The sequence below is a fragment of the Vibrio sp. 10N.239.312.D08 genome, assembly GCF_041466145.1.
Classification (GTDB): domain Bacteria; phylum Pseudomonadota; class Gammaproteobacteria; order Enterobacterales; family Vibrionaceae; genus Vibrio; species Vibrio crassostreae_C.
In genome coordinates this window covers 1-18914 of the sequence record NZ_JBFSSD010000074.1, presented here as the reverse complement: position 1 = coordinate 18914, position 18914 = coordinate 1, and the positions used below count along the sequence as shown (strand labels likewise).

Below are 18914 nucleotides of genomic sequence, written 5' to 3'. Positions count from 1 at the left end.
AAGGTAACTTGGTAGCCCAGCATCCACGCAGCCAAAGAGAGCGCGGAAACAGCACCCAACCAGAGCACATGCCGAGTAATCATCAACATCAGAAGTGGTCGCCTGGACGCCTGCTCAACTGGGGAGCCAATATCGGCCCAGCCACACGAGAAGTCATCAATAAGATGCTCTACTCCAAGCCTCATCCAGAGCAGTCGTATCGCTCCTGCCTTGGGCTGCTCAATCTGAGTAAAGCGCATGGCGAGTCGCGCTTAGAGCAAGCCTGTAAAGATGCGCTGATGCTGACAAAACCGAACTACACCTTCATCAACAATCTGCTGAAGAACAATCGTGAAGGACAACTGAGCAAAGACAACACGAGCACGCCGAACCTTGTTCATAGCAATGTCCGTGGCCCGAACTGTTATCACTAGGAGAAATACAAATGAACGCACTGAACAACCAACTCAAAACCCTCCGCTTGAGCCATGCAGTGAAAGCGTTAGAGCAGCAACAAGAACAACTGAGCACCTACGCAGAGCTGGACTTCGAGGAAAGGCTAAGCCTACTTCTGGAAAGTGAAATCTTGAATCGCAATCAGACAAAAATCCAACGCTTAAAACGGCAAGCCAAACTGAGAGTGGATGCTCAGCCGAGCCAACTCATCTACAAGGAGGGACGAAATCTCAATCGTAAACAGATGAGCGAACTTCTAACGGGCAGTTATCTACATAAGCACCAGAATATCTTGATCACAGGCCCAACAGGTGCTGGCAAAACGTATCTTGGCTGCGCACTGGCAACCAGTGCCTGCGACCAACAACACACGGTCAGATACTACCGATTAACTCGCCTGCTTGATGACCTGACCGCAGGTCGTCTGGACGGTAGCTATCAAAAGCAACTTCAATCGTTGGCTAAGAAAGCTCTACTAATCCTCGACGACTGGGGGATGGAAAAGCTAACCCAAGAGCATGCAGGTCACTTATTAGAAGTGCTTGAAGATCGTTACCAAAACAGCAGCACGATCGTCATCAGTCAGTTACCTGTAAAGGAGTGGTACAACATGATCGGTAACGCCACTGTCGCAGACGCTCTAATGGATCGGCTGGTACACAATAGTCATCGAATAGAACTAGGAGGTGAGTCGATGAGAAAACTGGCGCAATCCGATCACTTAGAGTAAAAATAGGAAGAGAGAAAAACGGCAGGATCAAGTGATCGGAATAAACCGAAACGAGCGATCGCAATCACCGAAATACGCAACTACTTGGTTACCCTTACAGCGGACCCGATTACTGGAGAAGTGCTACAGGCAAAACACTGAAAGAGATTGAAGCGGAATCTATTTAGATAAATGCAGCGATCACTCGCTGTTTAAATTGGCCTAACCTCAGTTCATCAAATGCTAAAGTGAACCCTGCATTATTTGAATTCATCATATCTGAAGTTTCTCCCCAACTAAGTAAGCTTGGTTGGGGTCGATTAGATTGAACGCTTTCCGATACAGTGCTTGACTGCAGGCGTATTTCATCAACACCACTCGGTACGTTGTTATCTTGTTTAATGTACATGCAGCTATCAGGAATATCCTGCTCAATTCTTTCAGCAAACCCAATCAAACTTTCTTCGGCAAAGGTATACAACCACGCTTCTTGGTTGGGGGAATCATTGATTCTTAAAATTCGCCCAAGGACTTGTCTAAAATAGAGTTCCGTTTTTACCGAACTCATGTGGCAGCATACTTGAAGCCTAGGAATATCCGTTCCTTCACTTATCATCCCGACACTGACTATCCACTGAACTGTTGAGTGACGAAACGACTCTATTTCGTGTAACGGATTGTCATGGTGATAAGTCACGATGCACGCTGATTGATTAAAGTGCTCAACAAGTCGCTTTTGAATGTCTTTAGCGTGCTTAATAGAAGATGCAACCACTAAGCCTCCAGCATTTGGGGACTCTTGCCTTATCTGCGCTAGCTTTTGGCAACCACTATTTAATATGTAATTCATAGCGTCTTCATTGTGAATGACGCTTTGGTAAGACACATCAGATTGTTTAAGACAGTCAAGAATAGAGGCGAAGTGTTGATTGTCACTGCCAGCCTTAACACTCAGGTGTTCATTATCGATTAAAACGATTTTAGGGCGGCGGCATACTTCGTCTTCAACAGCCTGTTGCAAGCCGTATTGGTAATCGCAAACAACCTTGCCATCAGGATCAGAATACTCGGCCATGACAATCGGTAGCCGATCAGAACGCCAAGGAGTGCCCGACAGCGCCAAAGTATAATGAGCAAAGCCTTGGATCTTCGAGACAATTTCTAGCCCCCATGAGTTTGACCGCCCCTCGTCATCAAACGAACAATGGTGGATCTCATCAAATACCACTAGTACTCGATACTTACTGACGGTGCTCCAAAAGTTTTCATCCAAAAAACGGATGGATTGGTAGGTGTAAGAGCCCCCAAGGGAACCCAAACCTCCATTAAAGGAACATTCGAGCTTCCATGAAAAGGTCTTTTGCATCCCTTCTGCAACAGTCAGAGAGGGAGAGAAACACAGCACTAGGTCAATCATGCCTTGTTCAAATAACCGACTCGCGACCTCGGCGGCCATAACGGTTTTACCAGCACCTGGGGTCGCTTGGCAGAAGAAGTGTGAATGCTTGTTTGAAGTGAATTTCTCGATAGCTTGAGCTGCACACTCGGCTTGCCATGCTCTTAACATTGAGGAACCTTACTTTGGGCGACTTGCATCCAGTTGGTTAGTGCATTAATTCTGCCTAATAGCTTGGCTGAGCGTTCTCTTGCTGCATTAAATAGCGGCTGCATATCTTGCTTGTTGTTTGGGAAACGCGTTAACAACGATTGGTATTCCTCAATCTCGCCTAGAGTAATCGCCAGTTCGCCTTCATGCTGTTTCTTCTCTTGCTCTAATGCATTTAGAGAGTACTCCGAAGTTTGAACAGCTATTGAATCGACTTTAGTTTTCCTATTTCTAGCCACTCTAGGCTCAATTGTGAGCGCTTTGAATTCGTTAGTTTGATGGTAACGTTTGTCTCTACGAGCCCCAATAACAGAAAGCCAGCCTTTCTCCTCAAATGATAAAAGTTGCTTATAAACATACTTCCGCGCATCGTCCTTGCTCGAGAAGGCTGAAGCACTGTTTAGCAAAGCATCTCTAGCTTCTGTGACGGAGAAATTATCCATCCCTTTTTCAATCAATAGGTTAAACATGTGAGGGTTAATTCTGGTTACTTTCTTCATGTGACTCTTACAGGTAATAAAAACTTAGGATTGCTAAGTATACAAAAATCAGTAAAACTTAGACAATCTAAGTTATCTAAAGGTTGAAAAGAAATGTGTAAGTGCAAAAAGACAACCCAATCCCAGCGAGGCTCAAAGCTGCGCGTAAAAAAGCCAAGATCACCCAAAAAGATTTAGGGGTGAAAATTGGTATGGAGCAGAGTTCTGCTAGCGGTCGTATGAATCATTACGAGAAAGGCAGGCATGTACCCGATATTGGTACGCTTGAACGTATGGCTGAAGAATTAGATGTGCCGCTAAACTACTTTTTCTGTAGGAGCGAATTGAGTGCGGAATTGGCTTGTATCATAGACAAGCTAAGTGATGAAGACAAAGCTGCTTTGATAGACAAGATAAAGTAACAACGACTAGAGCAATCTCAACGTTTTTTTACTTAAAAGAAGCTCAATAGGTAAAATGCCTGTGAATGATTGATTTATCAGCCACCTTCTTTGGACTTGGCTAGATAGTTGTAGTCTGTCTCTATCGCTAACTCAACAATCTCTATCTCCTCAAGAGGACAACTGAAGGGGTTGCTTGTTACATCTGGGTACTTAAAATCAAAAGTTCGATATAACAGACATTTGTCTATTAAATTGCATCAGCTCTTGGTAAGAAGTTTTGCCAGCGATGTAGCATCAGAAAAAATACGCTCAGTTTGTACCAATGTATCCGTTTCACTATCTAACTCGAAATCAGTATGAGCCTCAATCTCACTAACTTTAAGATCATCAACCATATCAACCTCAAAAGGGTTCTCATCGCTGACGCTACGTTGCCTATTAAATCTCTCCCACGCAACGGCAAAATGTTCCAACCTCAATGAACTGCTCCCCTCAGAAAGTGCCTCCGAAAGCGCTGCGCCAATTAGCTCTTTAAGAGCTCGCATCTCGCCTCGTGAGGCTGCAAACAGTGGAAAGCCGACTTGAGGGGAGCTTAGAGTTTCAAAAGACGGTATTGGTAGAATTTTGTCAAAAAGATCCAATAACTTAACGAAACTATCTCTACTCGCTTCATGACTCAATTTAAAATAAGGCAGTTGATACACAACCTTAGCTCGAGATTCCCACTGCCCGTCGGAAAGTAGGTGCTTGGAGCAAGGTAACCCCACCCACACTATCGGTTTTTTTGTACTTTCACTGATAAACTTAAGTCTATCGTTAACATCCTGGCGCTCTTTCTGACGTCGGCTTTGAATTAGCTCCTGACACTCATCAATGATGATTAACTCAACATCAGACTGCTTTAACAATCTTATCACTGAGTCAGTTAACCCATAGTCACAAGGTTTTGCACGCGAGTTCTTACGTCCAAGTTCATAATTCATCCATTTTAATGTTTCTAGCAGTGTAGGCCTAACCCGCGTCAATAATACCTGCCGAGAGCCGTTCCTAAGATGAGTATTGATATAATAATCCAGCAAGGCAGACTTACCAGAGCCAGAATCACCCATTATTATCATTGAAGGTACCGAGCCACCAGATCGGCCCCGTAATCTGAGCCAATCGAGATCACTAATGACCGTATTTAAATGGGGAAGCACTATGTAAGAGTCATAGAACGCTCTTAACTCACCGTTTTCGGTCATTACTCCCCTCGCTTATGTAGTTTGTCTCTCGATTGATTCCATAATGAGATCGCAGAGACCTTCCCTGGCTGTGAGGCATTAGTTTCTGGGATTTTATTTTCTTCAATCGTGCCAGGTTTATCGCTAGATATACCCTTATGAGCAGCCAATTTTTTGGCGTGTTTCTGATTAACACTGACGAGACCTCGCTGCTTACCATTCTCTTGTTCTGCAAGAATTCGCTTATGCAATGCCATACGAGCCTTGGCTAAACCAACGATATCAATTTGAGTATCTATGTACTTCCGATGAGCAGCAACCAATGTTCGGTGTACTTCTAGACTAAGCTTTTTCGTGTAACCAACTGGATCTTTTGCCGGCACCTCAAGGTAACCACCAAGCTCATCAAGAAAAATATAGATGCTCGATAAATCGTCCGGGTCTATTTTGATATGCTTCTTAGAGGCTTTCTTCTGTGGGTATTGCTTTCGATAGTCAGATAACGCTCGGCAGTCGTATTGCAAATGCTCGTAGGTTATCCCCAGAGAAGTAAGCTTTCTTTCATCCGCTATTCCCATCACTACTGTGAAATGCTGTTCGTCTTCAATCGCGAGTTCTAGTGGTTTTATAGAATCGACACTTTGTTGCCAATAGAGTGATGGTATGCGAGACATTCGCTGATCAGGCTTAACATTATGAACATCAACGACCCACCTCAAGAACTCTTCGCAAAACACAGAAAACCTAACAACAGCGTCTTTTGTAGGGTTGTAATCAGCTTTTTCAATAGTATTTGAGAATGTTTTACCGGGTATAGTCATCAGAAACATCTCATTGATCTTGCCAAAAGCTCTTTCAACAAATGGCTTCAACCAGGGGCGACGCACTTTATTGTAATCAATGTGTATACCTGACTCTAAACACGCTTTCTCTAAACTCTTTGACCAAAACTCCGCCCCATTATCGACGACTAAAGTCTCAATTTTGCCATGACAATCCCAACGATTATTTAACTCGAAACCCTTAGTAACTAGGTCATTTTTGGGCTTAACACTGTTGATAATAGCTTTTGACACAGACACATAACTTGGGGCTTTAAAGCCAATGTGGTAACCAATAATACAACCACTGAAGACATCAACCAGCAAAGTTAAGTAAGGGCGGCCCAAAGGAACAAGTAACTCGTCATCTATTAAAATAACATCTAGGGGGGTGTGATCGATTTCAACACGTTGCAAAACTCTTGTTGGGGGCTCGTGAGCATCAAAATACCTGAACCAAAGGTCGGCAAAATATTGCCCATAACGACCCACCGCCACCATGTATGGAGGTAAAGACTTTAGTCGTTTTTTAAACCCTTCGTACGTCAGCTTAGAGATCTTACCCTCAACAATTGTCTCATTTGCGAGGATGATACTATCTGAATAGAACTCATATGCTTTGGCATAGGATGGGCGTGTTGACGTTAAAAAACGCTCCAGTGCCTCTTCAAAGTACTTCTCATCACCAACAACCTTTTTCTCTTTGCTACCTTTATCGTGATGACGGTTGACCAAGGACTTTATATCACCACCGCTTTCATTAAACGCTGCACGCCACCGGCAAACAGTCCTAGAGCTAGGCTTTTTCGACAAACCACATGCTTCGAAATGTTTGCTTATAAGTGGATTGAGCGTAGTGGGCGACCACCCATGGTTGTTATCTTTCGCTATTAGGGAGATGAGCTTGTATCGCTGCAAAGCAATGTTTTGCTGCTCTTCAGGGTAAGAGCTTAAATCCCGCTCTATTAGTTTTGAATCAGAAAGGCTCCGATATTTCAGAGTATTATGTTCATCTTCTCGTTGTTCTTCCAAGCTAACTTGTACATTACGAATTGATTCAGATTCATCATCAAAAGGGCCAATAGACATTGTTTTTTACCCCACTGTTAGCACCGTCTCCGTACCAAACACTGCACTTTTTAAGTCTGCGACTAGTTCTCCTTTCGCCAGTAATGGCAATACCGAAGATTTTGCCTCAGCTAGCGGAAGATCGAGTTCCAACGCTACACCTTGGAGGGGTACTGCTCCTAAACGCCAGACAAGTGCGATGATATCAGTTTGAAGCTTGGTTATTTGATAAAAGCCATGATAGGCATGCATGAGTTTTAGGTTATTCAGGATAGGATTCAAACGTATCTGACGACTAGTAACTAAGTTCAAGGTTTCTCCAAGTGCTATCGCCGCACTTTGCTGGGCCATGAATTTCAATTGAAATTCTGGCTTCTGCGCTACATGTCGTGGCTTAACTTCCCAATACTGACGGCTTCCATCACGAAGATGAACCAAAAAATCAGGTGTATAAGGATTGTTTTTACCGTCAAGCTCATAGTAAAAACCGGTTGGTTGACTACTGAACGAAATGACGTCTTTGGAGTACTCGAGGTGAAAGCAGGCATCAAACTCCAAACGACTTTCACACAGAATCATGTCGTTATTTTTAGGACTAGAGAACTTGATGACGTTTTTGGTAGGACTTGGCTTTCTTAGATTACGTACATACATAACGTCCCTCAACGATGTAAAATTACAACCGTTTTGAGTATAGGACACTTTTTTGTACTAGATTGCCATTTTCTGGTACTGATATGACATTTTCTGGTTTTATCCAGACTGGCTTTTAAAGGCGGAATACTGCAATTAGTACATATATCAATGCTATAGATATAACATATATTGCAGGCTTCATAAGGGGTGGGAACCCAGCCACATCCCGGCACACAAGTCACTCGCTGCGGCTGCTCCCTTCCAGGCCTGACCGAGTTCACGAGCTATTGTTGCGGGAGGACCAGGCCCCCATAGATTCGTTTTCTAAGAGGCTTGCCTCAAAGAGTGATTGGATTATTAAGCATCACAGCAACCATTGCAAGCCCTTCCACCCTATTTTTGAACAATTGCGGTCTAAGTGCTTATCCTTTATTCAAACCATTAGAAAATCGCAGGTAAATTCACCATTTACCTGCATTTGGAAGGTTTGGATTGCTGGAGTACTAGATATCGATGTCTTCGTTATCTTCTGTGCGAATGATGTAGTCTGTCATCCACGCGGTACCTAATAGACACAACCACACCACAAAGACTGGGCTCGGTACTTCGATGCTTGGAGTAATCACCAGAGCCGCAAAACCGACCGTTGGCAGTGTCCAACACAGTAGTTTATTCCAGCGGAAGGTTTTCAAGCGCGTCAGCGTTTCCATCGATGCCATGATGCCCGTTACACACAAGGCAACCAAAGCGGCATAAGGTAAATCGGCTATCCATAATGGAAGTATTAAGCCTAATGACCACCAGCTGTGTCGGCTGGCAGGCTTAAGATGATTTGCCGCCCACCAAATCACGATGATTGATAAGGTTTGAAGTGTGGTAACCCACGGGACACCTTCAAGCTTGCCTGCTGATTGTGTCACCATGATCCCGACCTGCAAAGTAGTCACAATCAAGCCGGAAATAATCACGACCGACAAACTACTGCGTCTTGAGAAGACCACCATCAATAACGGGAATAGTACCCACGCACTGACAGACAGCGTGATAGGCTGCAAAGGAAGGGTTAGACCATAAGTGGTCATGGAAACAAGCAAAGCTAATCCTGCTATGCCCCCCTGCGGTAAAATCCATAAAGCAGGAATTACCATTGCAAGCACCGGGATATCTCCCTCACTTAAACTGATTGCTCTCGCGCAAACAACCGCTAATAATGTGGTGATCAAGAACTGAAACGTTGTAAATACCATAGCCCTCTCCTTCTACCGATCCGTGGTACCATACCAATCGTAGTAATTAACTGGTCACCCTAGCTTGTTAAAAAACTCGATAACCTCGTTAGATTTTTTGATTGTAGAATAACTACTTATCAAAACTTCTTATCAAAAAGAGCGGCCTTGCTCTCAAGCTTTTTCCCTGCGCTATTTTTGAACACTTACTTACTGTGATTGGTATTTATGAACTAGGAACATTTAGTATGGACCAATTTTTAAGCCAAATCTTTGCTGTGATTCACCAAATTCCATATGGGAAAGTAACAACTTATGGAGACATAGCACGTTTTTCAGGATTTCCGGGCTATGCGCGCCATGTTGGTAAAGCGCTGGGTAACCTGCCAGAAGGTAGCAAACTGCCTTGGTATCGAGTGATAAACAGCAAGGGTGAAATATCTTTAAAGGCTGATTCGTTCGACAGACAAAAGCAGCATTTGGTTAAAGAAGGGGTTGAGGTGAGTGATGCAGGAAAAGTTAAACTCAGAATATACAAATGGCAGCCCTAGAGCTGCCACTAATCGTCAATTCAACTGGCTAAGTTAAGCCAATCAAGATGCCTTAACAGTGGCATCGATTTCTGATTAACGAACACCAACCAAACGTAGGTCTGCTTGCTGTGTATTTTCTACATCAGTAATTACTGACTTAATCGTGTCCGTTATGAAACGCAGTTTACCGTCAACATGAATCGATGCGCGCATGTTGTAACGGTGGTTAGCTTTAATTTTGTCGTTGTCGTAGCTCAGCTCGAATGCGAACGGTACTTGCTTACCGTCTGTGGTGAACTCTTGAGTTGCGATAACCGTCGATGGTGCATCAGCCAGTGAGATATCTTCTAGCGTAACGGTAACCACTGCATTCTCTGGCAATGCAATTCTTTCACGGTAGCTTACTGTTCCTGAAATCACTTGAGTGTTCTCTGCAACCACTTCTTGAGAAGCGCTCGTTTCTGATGTTGCTTGGCAACCAACAAGTAGGCCAAACGATACTAAAGACGTAATAAGAATTAGAGCCTTTTTCATATTCAATTTCTCTCAACATGTTTGCCGGACTCGGCAAATCTACTCACCAATTATAAGAGAGCTTTCATATTCTGTCTTGAAACCCTATGATTTATTGACAGATATCTGACTAAGCTAAATGATTAACACCATAATCTGACACCCATTTTACGAAGAGGAATGCTGGCGATGAGTCAACCTTTACAAGAATTACTAAGTTTACTTCAGCTAGAAAAACTGGAAGAAGGTTTATTCCGTGGGCAAAGTGAGAACCTAGGCCTACCACAGGTATACGGCGGTCAGGTATTGGGACAAGCGCTTTCTGCTGCTCGTTATACCGTTCAAGACGACCGTAGTGTTCACTCGTTCCACAGTTATTTTCTGTTTCCCGGCGATCCTGAAAAGCCAATCATTTACGATGTTGAGAACCTACGAGATGGACGCAGCTTTAGCACACGCCGTGTAAAAGCGATTCAAAATGGCCGCCCTATTTTCTATCTCACTGCTTCTTATCATGGCGATGCGCCAGGGTTTGAGCACCAGATTTCAATGCCTGATATTCCGGGACCAGAGAACTTTGCCTCAGAAACTGAATTAGCGAGCCACATTGCGGAATTCTTACCAGAGAAACTGCGCAAAACCTTCTGTGGCGAAAAGCCGATTGAGATGCGTCCGGTGACGGTGGTAAACCCACTGAAACCTAAGAAGACGGAAGCGAAACAATACCTTTGGGTAAGAGCGAATGGCGCGATGCCAGACAACCACTTGATCCACCAATACCTGCTTGCCTACGCATCGGATTGGGGATTCTTAGTGACGGCGCTTCACCCACATGAAGTCTCTATCATGACGCCAAATTTTCAAGTGGCGACGATTGACCACTCAATCTGGTTCCACCGCCCATTCAAAATGGACGAATGGCTGCTTTATGCGATTGAAAGCCCAACGGCAGCGAACACTCGCGGCCTAGTGCGCGGCGAGATCTTCAACCAGAAAGGTGAGCTGGTAGCGACAGCAGTACAAGAAGGTGTGATGCGTTTTACTAAATAGCACTCAAATAAATAGCGGATAAACGCTTCTTACAAGCCCCAAATACGCACAAACAAAAAGAGGCTAGGTTTAATACCTAGCCTCTTTCTTTAATGACGCTTAAGAAAACTCGTCACGCAAAAATCAATAAAACCTACTCAACTTCTAACGTTGGCTCAAACTCGCCTTGAACTCGCGTTTTAATGCCATCACCTGCGTCTCGTAGAAGGTTAAATGGCGATAACACTACGCCTTTCACCGCGCCCTCAGCGGCTCCCTGAGCGAGTTCCTTACTCTTATCAGCTAACAAATTAGCTTGTGCCAAAATACCTGGGACTTCCGCTCGTAGCATTTCAGATTCCGTGACGATGACAGGAATAGTCTGTTCGCGGTAAGACTTACTTTCAGCGAGCATTGGTGGCATTACGTCTACGCGGTATCTCTTTAATTCAGTTAATGTTGGTGGAATAACATCGGTTCTTACCTGCTCGACTTCCGTTCGAACATTTTTCACTTCATCTAATATCGCAGGGATTTTGTTGTCGACCGAGGCTACGGTTTGATTCACATCATCGATCGTCTTTCTAACTTCTTCGACAGTGTTTAACACCTGAGGAGCAAGATCGCTGACATGTTCTGCAAGCGCTAATAGCTCTTCTACTTTGAGCCCTTTGGTGAGGCCCGATATGTCTTCGATAACTTGCGGGTAAGTATCAACGATTTCACCGACTTTATTAGTCAATGAGTAGATGGTGTAACCCAAGTAAAAAATGGCGACCGCCAGTACCAGCTGGATAGCGGTAGATACTTTTGCAAACATGAATAATCCTTTTCTTTATCGCAGAGACGAGATCTAAACTGAGAAGATAGTTAAACTAAAGCGATAGTTAATCTATTACTAGGCGCAGCTTAAAGCGGCAATGCTGTCGTGTACTTCAATGGTTCCATCGCAAATGTCGAGGTCACATTAGAGATACCATCAATGCTATTCACCAAGCGCTTGTAGAAATCATCAAAGCACTTCATGTCTTTCACCTGAACCTTCATCATATAGTCATATTCGCCAGCCATGCGATAGAACTCCATCACTTCTGGAAACTCCGACACAGTATTCACAAAACGACCATACCACTCGTGAGAATGATCACTGGTTTTAATCAATACGAACGCGGTAAAAGAAAGATCGAGCTTTTCGGGATTCAGTAACGCCACTCTTTTCTCAATAATGCCGTTCTCTTCAAGGCGCTTAAGCCTTTTCCAGCAAGGCGTTGTGGTGAGATTGACCGCTTCAGAAATGTCATTCAATGACAGGGTGCTGTCTTCTTGCAGTAACCCTAATATTTTTTTATCTACGGCATCTATCACACTTTCACCAAATCGCATTTAAAGAGAATAATTTTCTACAATTTAAGCAAAACAAAGCAAATATGGCAAAGTTTTTCTCTCCGATTATAGATAAATTAGAACCATACCAATTACAAAGAATTCCTACACTCGATCAGGAGAACGTTTATGTGCACTGACCATCAATGGATTAACAACGCGATTCGTAAAATTGAAGCGGACTACCAACGCTCAGCGGATACGCACCTTATCAAGCTCGATCTACCAAGTATCGAAGGCATTGATGTTTACCTTAAAGATGAAAGCACACACCCTACAGGCTCTTTAAAGCACCGTTTAGCGCGTTCTCTCTTCTTATACGCTATCTGTAACGGTTGGGTTGGCCCAGAAACCACGATCATTGAATCTTCATCGGGCAGTACTGCGGTGTCTGAAGCTTACTTCGCTCGCCTACTTGGCCTTCCATTTATCGCGGTAATGCCAAAATGCACAGCGAAGAAAAAGATCGAGCAAATTGAATTCTACGGCGGCCAAGCGCATCTTGTGGACCGCTCAGATGAAATTTACGATGAGTCTCGCCGTTTAGCAGAAGAATTGAATGGTCACTACATGGATCAATTTACTTACGCTGAGCGCGCAACCGACTGGCGTGGTAACAACAACATCGCGAACTCGATTTTCAATCAAATGCAGATGGAAGATCACCCAGTTCCGGCTTGGGTAGTAATGAGCCCAGGTACTGGCGGTACTTCAGCGACGATTGGCCGTTTCATTCGCTACCAACAACATGAAACTAAGCTTTGTGTTGTGGACCCTGAGAACTCTGTATTCCACGAATACTTCCAAACAGGCAATGCGAACGTGAAATGTAGTACATTCAGCAAGATTGAAGGCATTGGTCGCCCACGAGCAGAACCAAGCTTCATTCCTGGTGTGGTTGACGAAATGCGTAAAATCCCAGACGCAGCAAGTATCGCAACGACACATTGGTTATCTGACATTCTTGGTCGCAAGGTCGGCGCATCAACCGGGACTAACATGTACGGTGTGCTTCAATTAGCCAGTGAAATGAAAGCACGTGGAGAAAAAGGTTCTATCGTGACTTTACTGTGTGACAGTGGTGAGCGTTACCTAGACACTTACTTCAATGACGAGTGGGTAAATCTGAATATCGGAGACCTACAACCTTATGCAGCGAAGCTAGAAGCTTTCTCTCAAACGAGTGAGTTGGCTTAAGTTCATATAAGCCGGTAGTTAGAAATAAAAAAGAGCCCTTGATGGGCCCTTTTTGTTTATTCATTCTATTAATCAGCCACTAACGAGAACAAATTACTCTGGCTTCTGCTTCGCTTCAAATGCCGCAAGTTGTTCAGGCGTCGCTTTTGGTTGATGGTTTTGTTTCCACTCATCGTAAGTCATGCCGTATACACGCTCACGAGCGTCATCGATATCCAAGTCTAAGCCTTGTTGCTCTGCTTCCGCTTTGTACCATTTACTGAAACAGTTTCGGCAGAAGCCAGCCAAGATCATCAGATCGATGTTCTGCACATCTTTATTGTTATCTAGGTGTGCTAGCAGGCGACGAAAGGTTGCTGCATCCAGCTTATCTTGTTCTTCTTGAGAAAGATCTTTGTATTTAAATTCAGCCACTTTACTTTCCTTTATTCGATCTATTGTATTAATTCGTTGAGCTCTGTTTGTTATACAAAAAAAGCCTGCAATTCGCTAGGAGCAAACGCAGGCTTTTCAATATTGTTACACTATTCCGTGTTCATTAATCGTGCGTGTTCATTAACCGTGAGAGGTTCTTCCCACGTTGTCATGGCTAAGCTCTTTATTAAGTTCCGCTTCCACGTGACCCGGAGAGCGTGTTGATCCTGAAATCAGTCGGTACATCGCAGGGATAACGAACAGAGTTACCAATGTCGCGAAGCCCATACCGAAGAAGATAACCGTACCCACAGCCACTCGGCTTTCATAGCCTGCGCCCGTTGAAGTAATCAATGGAATTGCACCAGCCAGCGTCGTGAATGCCGTCATCATGATTGGACGTAAGCGTCGAGCAGAAGCATCAATGATCGCCTTTTCAAACTCAATACCACGGTCACGAAGTTGGTTAGCAAACTCTACGATCAAGATACCGTTTTTGGTTACCATACCGATCAACATGATCATACCAATCTGGCTGTAGACGTTGAGCCCTTGACTCATCAGCACCAAGCCTAAGAAGCCACCGAAGATACCCATAGGTACGGTGAACATCACCACCAGCGGGTTAATGAAGCTTTCAAACTGCGCGGCCAGTACCAAGTATGCGACCAGCATCGCTAGCGCAAACACCACTAGGATACTTGATTGGTTCTCTTTAAAGTCTTTTGACTCGCCAGAGTAGCTCACTGAAATATCACCCGGTAGCTGTTCAATCGCTTGTTCATCAAGGAAATCGAGCGCGTCACCCAGCGTGTAACCTTCCATTAGGTTCGCTTTAATGGTCACCGATTTCTGCTTGTTGTAGTGCGACAAACGAATCGATGAAGCCACTTCTTCAATGTGCGTCAGCGTATCAAGTGTAACCAGCTCACCAGACTGAGTTCGCATGTAGATTTGGCTTAGATCGTTCGCGTTGTTGAAGCTGTTTTCATCACCACGCAGATACACGTCGTACTCTTCACCACGGTCAACGAAGGTCGTTTCACTGCGGCCGCCAAGCATGATTTCTAACGTATCTGAAATGTCTGAAACGCTAACACCTAGCTCTGCTGCACGCTGCTTATCTACGGTTACCAATAGCTCTGGTGTTTTCTCAGAGTAATCGATGTCCGCGCCTTCCATCATTGGAGAATCTTCAGCCGCTTGCTTTAAGAGCTCTGCCCACTTCTGAAGTTCAGAGTAATCAGAACCGCCAAGTACGAATTGAACAGGCTCACTTGAACCACCTTTGAAGCCCGGCATGAACGGGAATACACGCACATCTGGAATGCCGTTCAACGATTTACGAACTTCGTTCAACGCTTCTTGTGCGGTAACGTCACGCTCATCCCAGTCTTCTAGGATCATGATTACGAAGCCCGTTTGGTCACCCGCATTACCACCAAACGCTGGTGATTGAATACTGAATGACTTCAAGAAGCCCTGACCAAGCAATGGCATTAAGCGTTCTTCAACGATGTCCATGTTGGCAGACATACGGTTGTAACTGGTTGCATCGGCACCACGAACAAACGCAAATATAACACCACGGTCTTCTTGTGGCGTCAGTTGCGACGGCACTTGTTGCATCAAGCCATAACTACCGCCCATACACGCGATAATGATGATTGGAGCGGCCCAACGCCAGTTAAGAGCACGGCGCAATACCGCGCGGTATCCAGACTCAAGCTTGCCAAATACGCGCTCGACAAACAAATTGAAACGGTTTGGTTTAACGTTCGCTTTAAGGATCTTACTGCCTAGCACTGGCGTTAGCGTTAATGCGACTAGCGACGAGAAGATCACCGACATCGCAAGCAATACAGAAAACTCGGTAAACAATAGGCCAACCATGCCGTCCATGAACGAGATTGGTAGGAATACCATTACCAATACAAGCGTTGTTGCGATTACCGCGAAGCCTACTTCACGAGTACCTTTATAGGCAGCAAGCAGTGGTGACTCACCACGTTCGATATGGTGGAAAATGTTCTCAACCACCACGATCGCATCATCGACCACCAAACCAATCGACAGGATAAGTGCCATCAGGGTAATCAGGTTGATGGAGAAACCGAAGTAGTACGCGGCAATAAACGACGAGATCAGAGATACAGGTACGGTTACCGCTGGAATAAGTGTTGCACGTGCTTGACCAATAAAGATGTAAAGCACAAGGATAACCAAGCCACCCGTGATAAAGAGTGTGCTGTATACCTCTGAGATTGAACGGTCAATAAAGACTGTTGAGTCATAATCGACAGCTAAACGAGTACCGTCTGGCAAGAACTTTTGAATTGCTTCGACTTCTTTATGGACTAAGTCAGCCACCTCAAGTGGGTTCGCATCTGACTGAGGCACGATACCCATACTTACGTTAACAACGCCGTCACTCTTAAAGGTCGAGTTCTCGTTTTCTGCGCCAATGTAAACATCCGCTACGTCTTTCAAGTAGATAGGTGTGTTATCAGAGGCACGTTTAACGACTAGGTATTCGAAATCTTCAGCTTCAGTGTAAGAACGAGCAGTACGAACCGACATCACAATCGCATCGTTACGTACTTCACCACCCGGGCTTTCAATGTTCTCACTGTTCAACGCAGATGTGATGTCGGAGGTAGTAACACCACGACCCGCCATCTGCGCAGGTTTCAGCTTGACGTACATTACTTTGTACAAGCCACCTGAGATATCCACCGAGCTCACGCCAGAAATCAAACTAAAGCGGTCAATCAACACACGTTCGGTGTAGTCGGTTAACTGCGTTCGGTCCATCTCTGTCGAACTTAAGTTGATGTAGACCGAAGCTTCACCACTACCATTGTTCTTATAAACAATTGGGTCGTCGGCTTCATCGGGCAATGAACGCTGCGCACGAGCTACAGCATCACGAACATCACTCACACCGGTATTGAGGTCGTAACCAAGCTCAAAAGTAATCGTGATACGCGACATACCGTTACGCGTTGTGGATTCGATCTCATCGATACCACTGATGCCGGATAACTGGTCTTCAAGGTTGGAGGTTATTTGGCTTTCAATGATGGTGGCAGACGCACCCTCATAACGAGTACTGATCGATACTACCGGGCTTTCAATATCTGGCATCTCACGAACCGCGAGCTTATTGAAAGAGACAATACCAAACACAACCAATAGTAGGCTCAATACGACGGCCGCTACTGGTCTCTTTACAGAAACATCAGATAACAACATTAGTTAGCGCCTTCTTGTGCTTTTTTATCACTTGCTGCATCAGCTGGGCGATTAACGGCAAGCTCTTGAACCAAGACGCCGTCACGCATGTTCACGATACCTTGCACCACGATCTTCTGGCCAATTTCGATGCCTTTGTCGATCACGACTTCGTTATCGATACGTGCCCCAAGGAAAACTTCTGTACGAGTTGCTTTATTATCTTCGTCGATAACATAAACGAAACGCTTCGTACCTGAATACTCAAGCGCTTGAACTGGAATGATTGGCGCTTCCACTGGTGGGAAGTCCATATCCGCCGCCACTAACATACCTGGCTTTAGATAATCATTATTGTTGTCGAAGTGGATTCGAACTCGAAGGTTCAAGGTTTCAGCGTTAATACGAGAATCAATGCCTACTACAGTACCAGTGAACTGAGTGTCGCCCCATGCGCTAGTGCGAGCCGTTACTTTCATACCTCTAGACAGTTTAGAAAGGTAGCGCTCCGGGATCTGCAGATCTAATTGCATTACCGATAGGTCATCTAAGGTCACGAGTTCAGTACCTGCTGTCACCATTTTACCGCGGCTAAAGTCGATAAAACCAACAGTGCCCGAGAATGGCGCGCTGATGTGAAGATCTTTCAGATTGGCATTTGCAGCAGCTAAACGAGCGTTGGCAATCTCTACGTTCGTTTTCTGAGCGTCAATTTCAGTTTGCGTGATCGCGTTACGTTTCACTAGGCGTTGAAATTCCGCTAGCTTACGTTGCTCGTCTTTTAGATAAGCTTGCGCTTCTGCAACTGCCGCTTTTGCTTTGTCATCGTCGAGTTGAACCAACATCTGTCCTTTAGTGACATCTTGATTGGCTTTAATGTTGATAGAGTCCACTCTGCCAGCCACTTCAGAAGTGATCATTACCGATTGCTCGGCTTCTAGCTTACCGACCAACGAAAGAGATTGGCTAACTTGGTGAATATCAACCTGCTCAGTAACAACAGTGACAGTGCTTGGGCCCATACGTTTAGCGAGTACGGCTGGAGACGCCATAAGAATAGACAAGCTAAGCAGGGTTAAAACAGATTTACGCTTCATAATAATGGTCTGCAAGTAAGGTTTATACCAATCACAGTGAGTCAGTGGTCAAAAATAGCGTAGGGAAAAGGCTTGAGAACAAGGCAGCATTTTAGATAAGTAGTTATCCTACAATCAAAAATTCTAACGCAGTTATCGAGCATTTTAACAAGCTAGAATGACAAGTTACTTACTACGATTGGTATTATTATCTATAAATGAAATTAACCGTATTCTATCAACTGATGAATGCTGTAACGTCAAGAAGTGTAAATCTAGATTAAATTCCATTTACGTTTCATCACGTTCTAGACACAATGAATAGAATACAGAAAGCCAATTACCTCAAGGTGTTATCTATCAGTACGTAAACCTTAGTACAGATGTTCACTTCACGAGCAATATGCGTACTTTTCGCCATCTTTGCCCAAAAAGGCAGCATTTAACACAAAACCATAAGAAAAACCCTTTACAGGTTTAGCGTGTTTGCTATGATGCGCTCCGCACTTGAGAGATGCGTTGGGAAAAACATCTCTTTAGCCTATCCATTATGAGTTAGGAAAACACCCTGGAGGGGTTCCCGAGTGGCCAAAGGGAGCAGACTGTAAATCTGCCGGCTCCGCCTTCGATGGTTCGAATCCGTCTCCCTCCACCATATTCTTCTTACCTCTTTTAAGAGTTAAGAGAGCAACCTGATTGATGGGCTTATGGGAAAACATCAATTTAGGCTTACTTTGTGAAGAGTAAGACACACCCTGGAGGGGTTCCCGAGTGGCCAAAGGGAGCAGACTGTAAATCTGCCGGCACTGCCTTCGATGGTTCGAATCCGTCTCCCTCCACCATATTCTTCTTACCTCTTTCGAGAGTTAAGAGAACAACCTAGTTGATGGGCTTATGGGAAAACATCAATTTAGGCTTACTTTGTGAA

Annotated in this window: 17 protein-coding genes, 2 tRNA genes, 1 other RNA gene and 1 pseudogene; 8 read left to right on the top strand and 13 right to left on the bottom strand. The window is 44.5% G+C overall.

Annotated elements, in window-relative coordinates:
- Nucleotides 1-413 (top strand): annotated as a pseudogene (locus AB6D58_RS23240) (IS21 family transposase); the annotation flags it as partial.
- 11 nt (nt 414-424) lie between these two features.
- On the top strand, nt 425-1165 hold the full coding sequence (gene istB / locus AB6D58_RS23235) for an IS21-like element ISVch3 family helper ATPase IstB (protein WP_136975822.1): 741 nt from the start codon (nt 425-427) through the stop codon (nt 1163-1165).
- Between the two features lie 163 nt (nt 1166-1328).
- On the opposite strand, the gene AB6D58_RS23230 is transcribed toward istB, so the two are convergent.
- Both AB6D58_RS23230 and AB6D58_RS23225 read right to left on the bottom strand, forming a co-directional pair.
- Entirely contained in the window at nt 1329-2711 is a 1383-nt protein-coding gene (locus AB6D58_RS23230; RefSeq protein WP_136975983.1) for a DEAD/DEAH box helicase, read from the bottom strand.
- Nucleotides 2705-3250, bottom strand: coding sequence for a hypothetical protein (locus tag AB6D58_RS23225; RefSeq protein WP_136975985.1), 546 nt, complete (start codon nt 3248-3250; stop codon nt 2705-2707). The genes AB6D58_RS23230 and AB6D58_RS23225 overlap by 7 nt, the downstream gene beginning before the upstream one ends.
- 101 nt (nt 3251-3351) lie before the next feature.
- Here AB6D58_RS23225 and AB6D58_RS23220 point away from each other — a divergent pair, with 101 nt between their 5' ends.
- Nucleotides 3352-3651 carry a helix-turn-helix domain-containing protein gene (locus AB6D58_RS23220; protein WP_136975987.1) on the top strand — a complete coding sequence of 100 codons (300 nt, stop codon included), beginning with the start codon at nt 3352-3354 and terminating at the stop codon, nt 3649-3651.
- Nucleotides 3652-3890: 239 nt separating this feature from the next.
- On the opposite strand, the gene AB6D58_RS23215 is transcribed toward AB6D58_RS23220, so the two are convergent.
- From AB6D58_RS23215 to AB6D58_RS23195, 5 genes are all read right to left on the bottom strand, one after another.
- Nucleotides 3891-4877: a TniB family NTP-binding protein gene (locus AB6D58_RS23215; protein WP_136975989.1), complete on the bottom strand. Its 987-nt coding sequence runs from the start codon at nt 4875-4877 to the stop codon at nt 3891-3893.
- On the bottom strand, nt 4877-6766 hold the full coding sequence (locus AB6D58_RS23210; protein WP_136975991.1) for a Mu transposase C-terminal domain-containing protein: 1890 nt from the start codon (nt 6764-6766) through the stop codon (nt 4877-4879). Before AB6D58_RS23210 ends, AB6D58_RS23215 begins: the two co-directional genes overlap by 1 nt.
- Before the next feature lie 6 nt (nt 6767-6772).
- Nucleotides 6773-7399, bottom strand: coding sequence for a TnsA endonuclease N-terminal domain-containing protein (locus AB6D58_RS23205; protein WP_136975993.1), 627 nt, complete (start codon nt 7397-7399; stop codon nt 6773-6775).
- A 192-nt stretch (nt 7400-7591) separates the two neighbouring features.
- An RNA gene (gene ffs, locus AB6D58_RS23200) (signal recognition particle sRNA small type) lies at nt 7592-7688 on the bottom strand.
- Nucleotides 7689-7884: 196 nt separating this feature from the next.
- Nucleotides 7885-8628, bottom strand: coding sequence for a hypothetical protein (locus AB6D58_RS23195; protein WP_017064066.1), 744 nt, complete (start codon nt 8626-8628; stop codon nt 7885-7887).
- Between the two features lie 227 nt (nt 8629-8855).
- Between AB6D58_RS23195 and AB6D58_RS23190 the strand changes: the two genes are divergently transcribed.
- Nucleotides 8856-9158, top strand: a complete 303-nt coding sequence (locus AB6D58_RS23190; RefSeq protein ID WP_017058952.1) for an MGMT family protein — start codon at nt 8856-8858, stop codon at nt 9156-9158.
- A 75-nt stretch (nt 9159-9233) separates the two neighbouring features.
- Here AB6D58_RS23190 and AB6D58_RS23185 read toward each other — a convergent pair whose 3' ends face one another.
- Nucleotides 9234-9674, bottom strand: coding sequence for a YbaY family lipoprotein (locus AB6D58_RS23185; protein WP_017058951.1), 441 nt, complete (start codon nt 9672-9674; stop codon nt 9234-9236).
- Between the two features lie 168 nt (nt 9675-9842).
- Here AB6D58_RS23185 and tesB point away from each other — a divergent pair, with 168 nt between their 5' ends.
- Nucleotides 9843-10703: an acyl-CoA thioesterase II gene (tesB, locus tag AB6D58_RS23180; protein ID WP_029235187.1), complete on the top strand. Its 861-nt coding sequence runs from the start codon at nt 9843-9845 to the stop codon at nt 10701-10703.
- 133 nt (nt 10704-10836) lie between these two features.
- Here tesB and AB6D58_RS23175 read toward each other — a convergent pair whose 3' ends face one another.
- On the bottom strand, nt 10837-11502 hold the full coding sequence (locus tag AB6D58_RS23175) for a hypothetical protein (protein WP_017070264.1): 666 nt from the start codon (nt 11500-11502) through the stop codon (nt 10837-10839).
- 89 nt (nt 11503-11591) lie between these two features.
- The gene (locus AB6D58_RS23170) at nt 11592-12065 is read right to left on the bottom strand and encodes an Lrp/AsnC family transcriptional regulator (protein ID WP_017078855.1); all 474 of its coding nucleotides are present in this window, start codon (nt 12063-12065) and stop codon (nt 11592-11594) included.
- Between the two features lie 129 nt (nt 12066-12194).
- Between AB6D58_RS23170 and AB6D58_RS23165 the strand changes: the two genes are divergently transcribed.
- Entirely contained in the window at nt 12195-13262 is a 1068-nt protein-coding gene (locus tag AB6D58_RS23165) for a PLP-dependent cysteine synthase family protein (protein WP_102333422.1), read from the top strand.
- A gap of 93 nt (nt 13263-13355) precedes the next feature.
- On the opposite strand, the gene AB6D58_RS23160 is transcribed toward AB6D58_RS23165, so the two are convergent.
- The 3 genes from AB6D58_RS23160 to AB6D58_RS23150 all read right to left on the bottom strand — a co-directional run bounded on the left by AB6D58_RS23160 (nt 13356) and on the right by AB6D58_RS23150 (nt 18007).
- Nucleotides 13356-13676, bottom strand: a complete 321-nt coding sequence (locus tag AB6D58_RS23160; RefSeq protein ID WP_004736423.1) for a DUF1244 domain-containing protein — start codon at nt 13674-13676, stop codon at nt 13356-13358.
- Between the two features lie 141 nt (nt 13677-13817).
- Nucleotides 13818-16931 carry a vibriobactin export RND transporter permease subunit VexH gene (vexH, locus tag AB6D58_RS23155; RefSeq protein WP_017062023.1) on the bottom strand — a complete coding sequence of 1038 codons (3114 nt, stop codon included), beginning with the start codon at nt 16929-16931 and terminating at the stop codon, nt 13818-13820.
- Complete coding sequence (locus tag AB6D58_RS23150) at nt 16931-18007, bottom strand: efflux RND transporter periplasmic adaptor subunit (protein ID WP_372158682.1); 1077 nt, start codon at nt 18005-18007, stop codon at nt 16931-16933. The genes vexH and AB6D58_RS23150 overlap by 1 nt, the downstream gene beginning before the upstream one ends.
- 549 nt (nt 18008-18556) lie before the next feature.
- On the opposite strand from AB6D58_RS23150, the gene AB6D58_RS23145 reads away from it, so the two are divergent.
- A tRNA-Tyr gene (locus AB6D58_RS23145) sits at nt 18557-18641 on the top strand.
- A gap of 102 nt (nt 18642-18743) precedes the next feature.
- A tRNA-Tyr gene (locus AB6D58_RS23140) sits at nt 18744-18828 on the top strand.
- Nucleotides 18829-18914 lie beyond the last annotated feature (86 nt).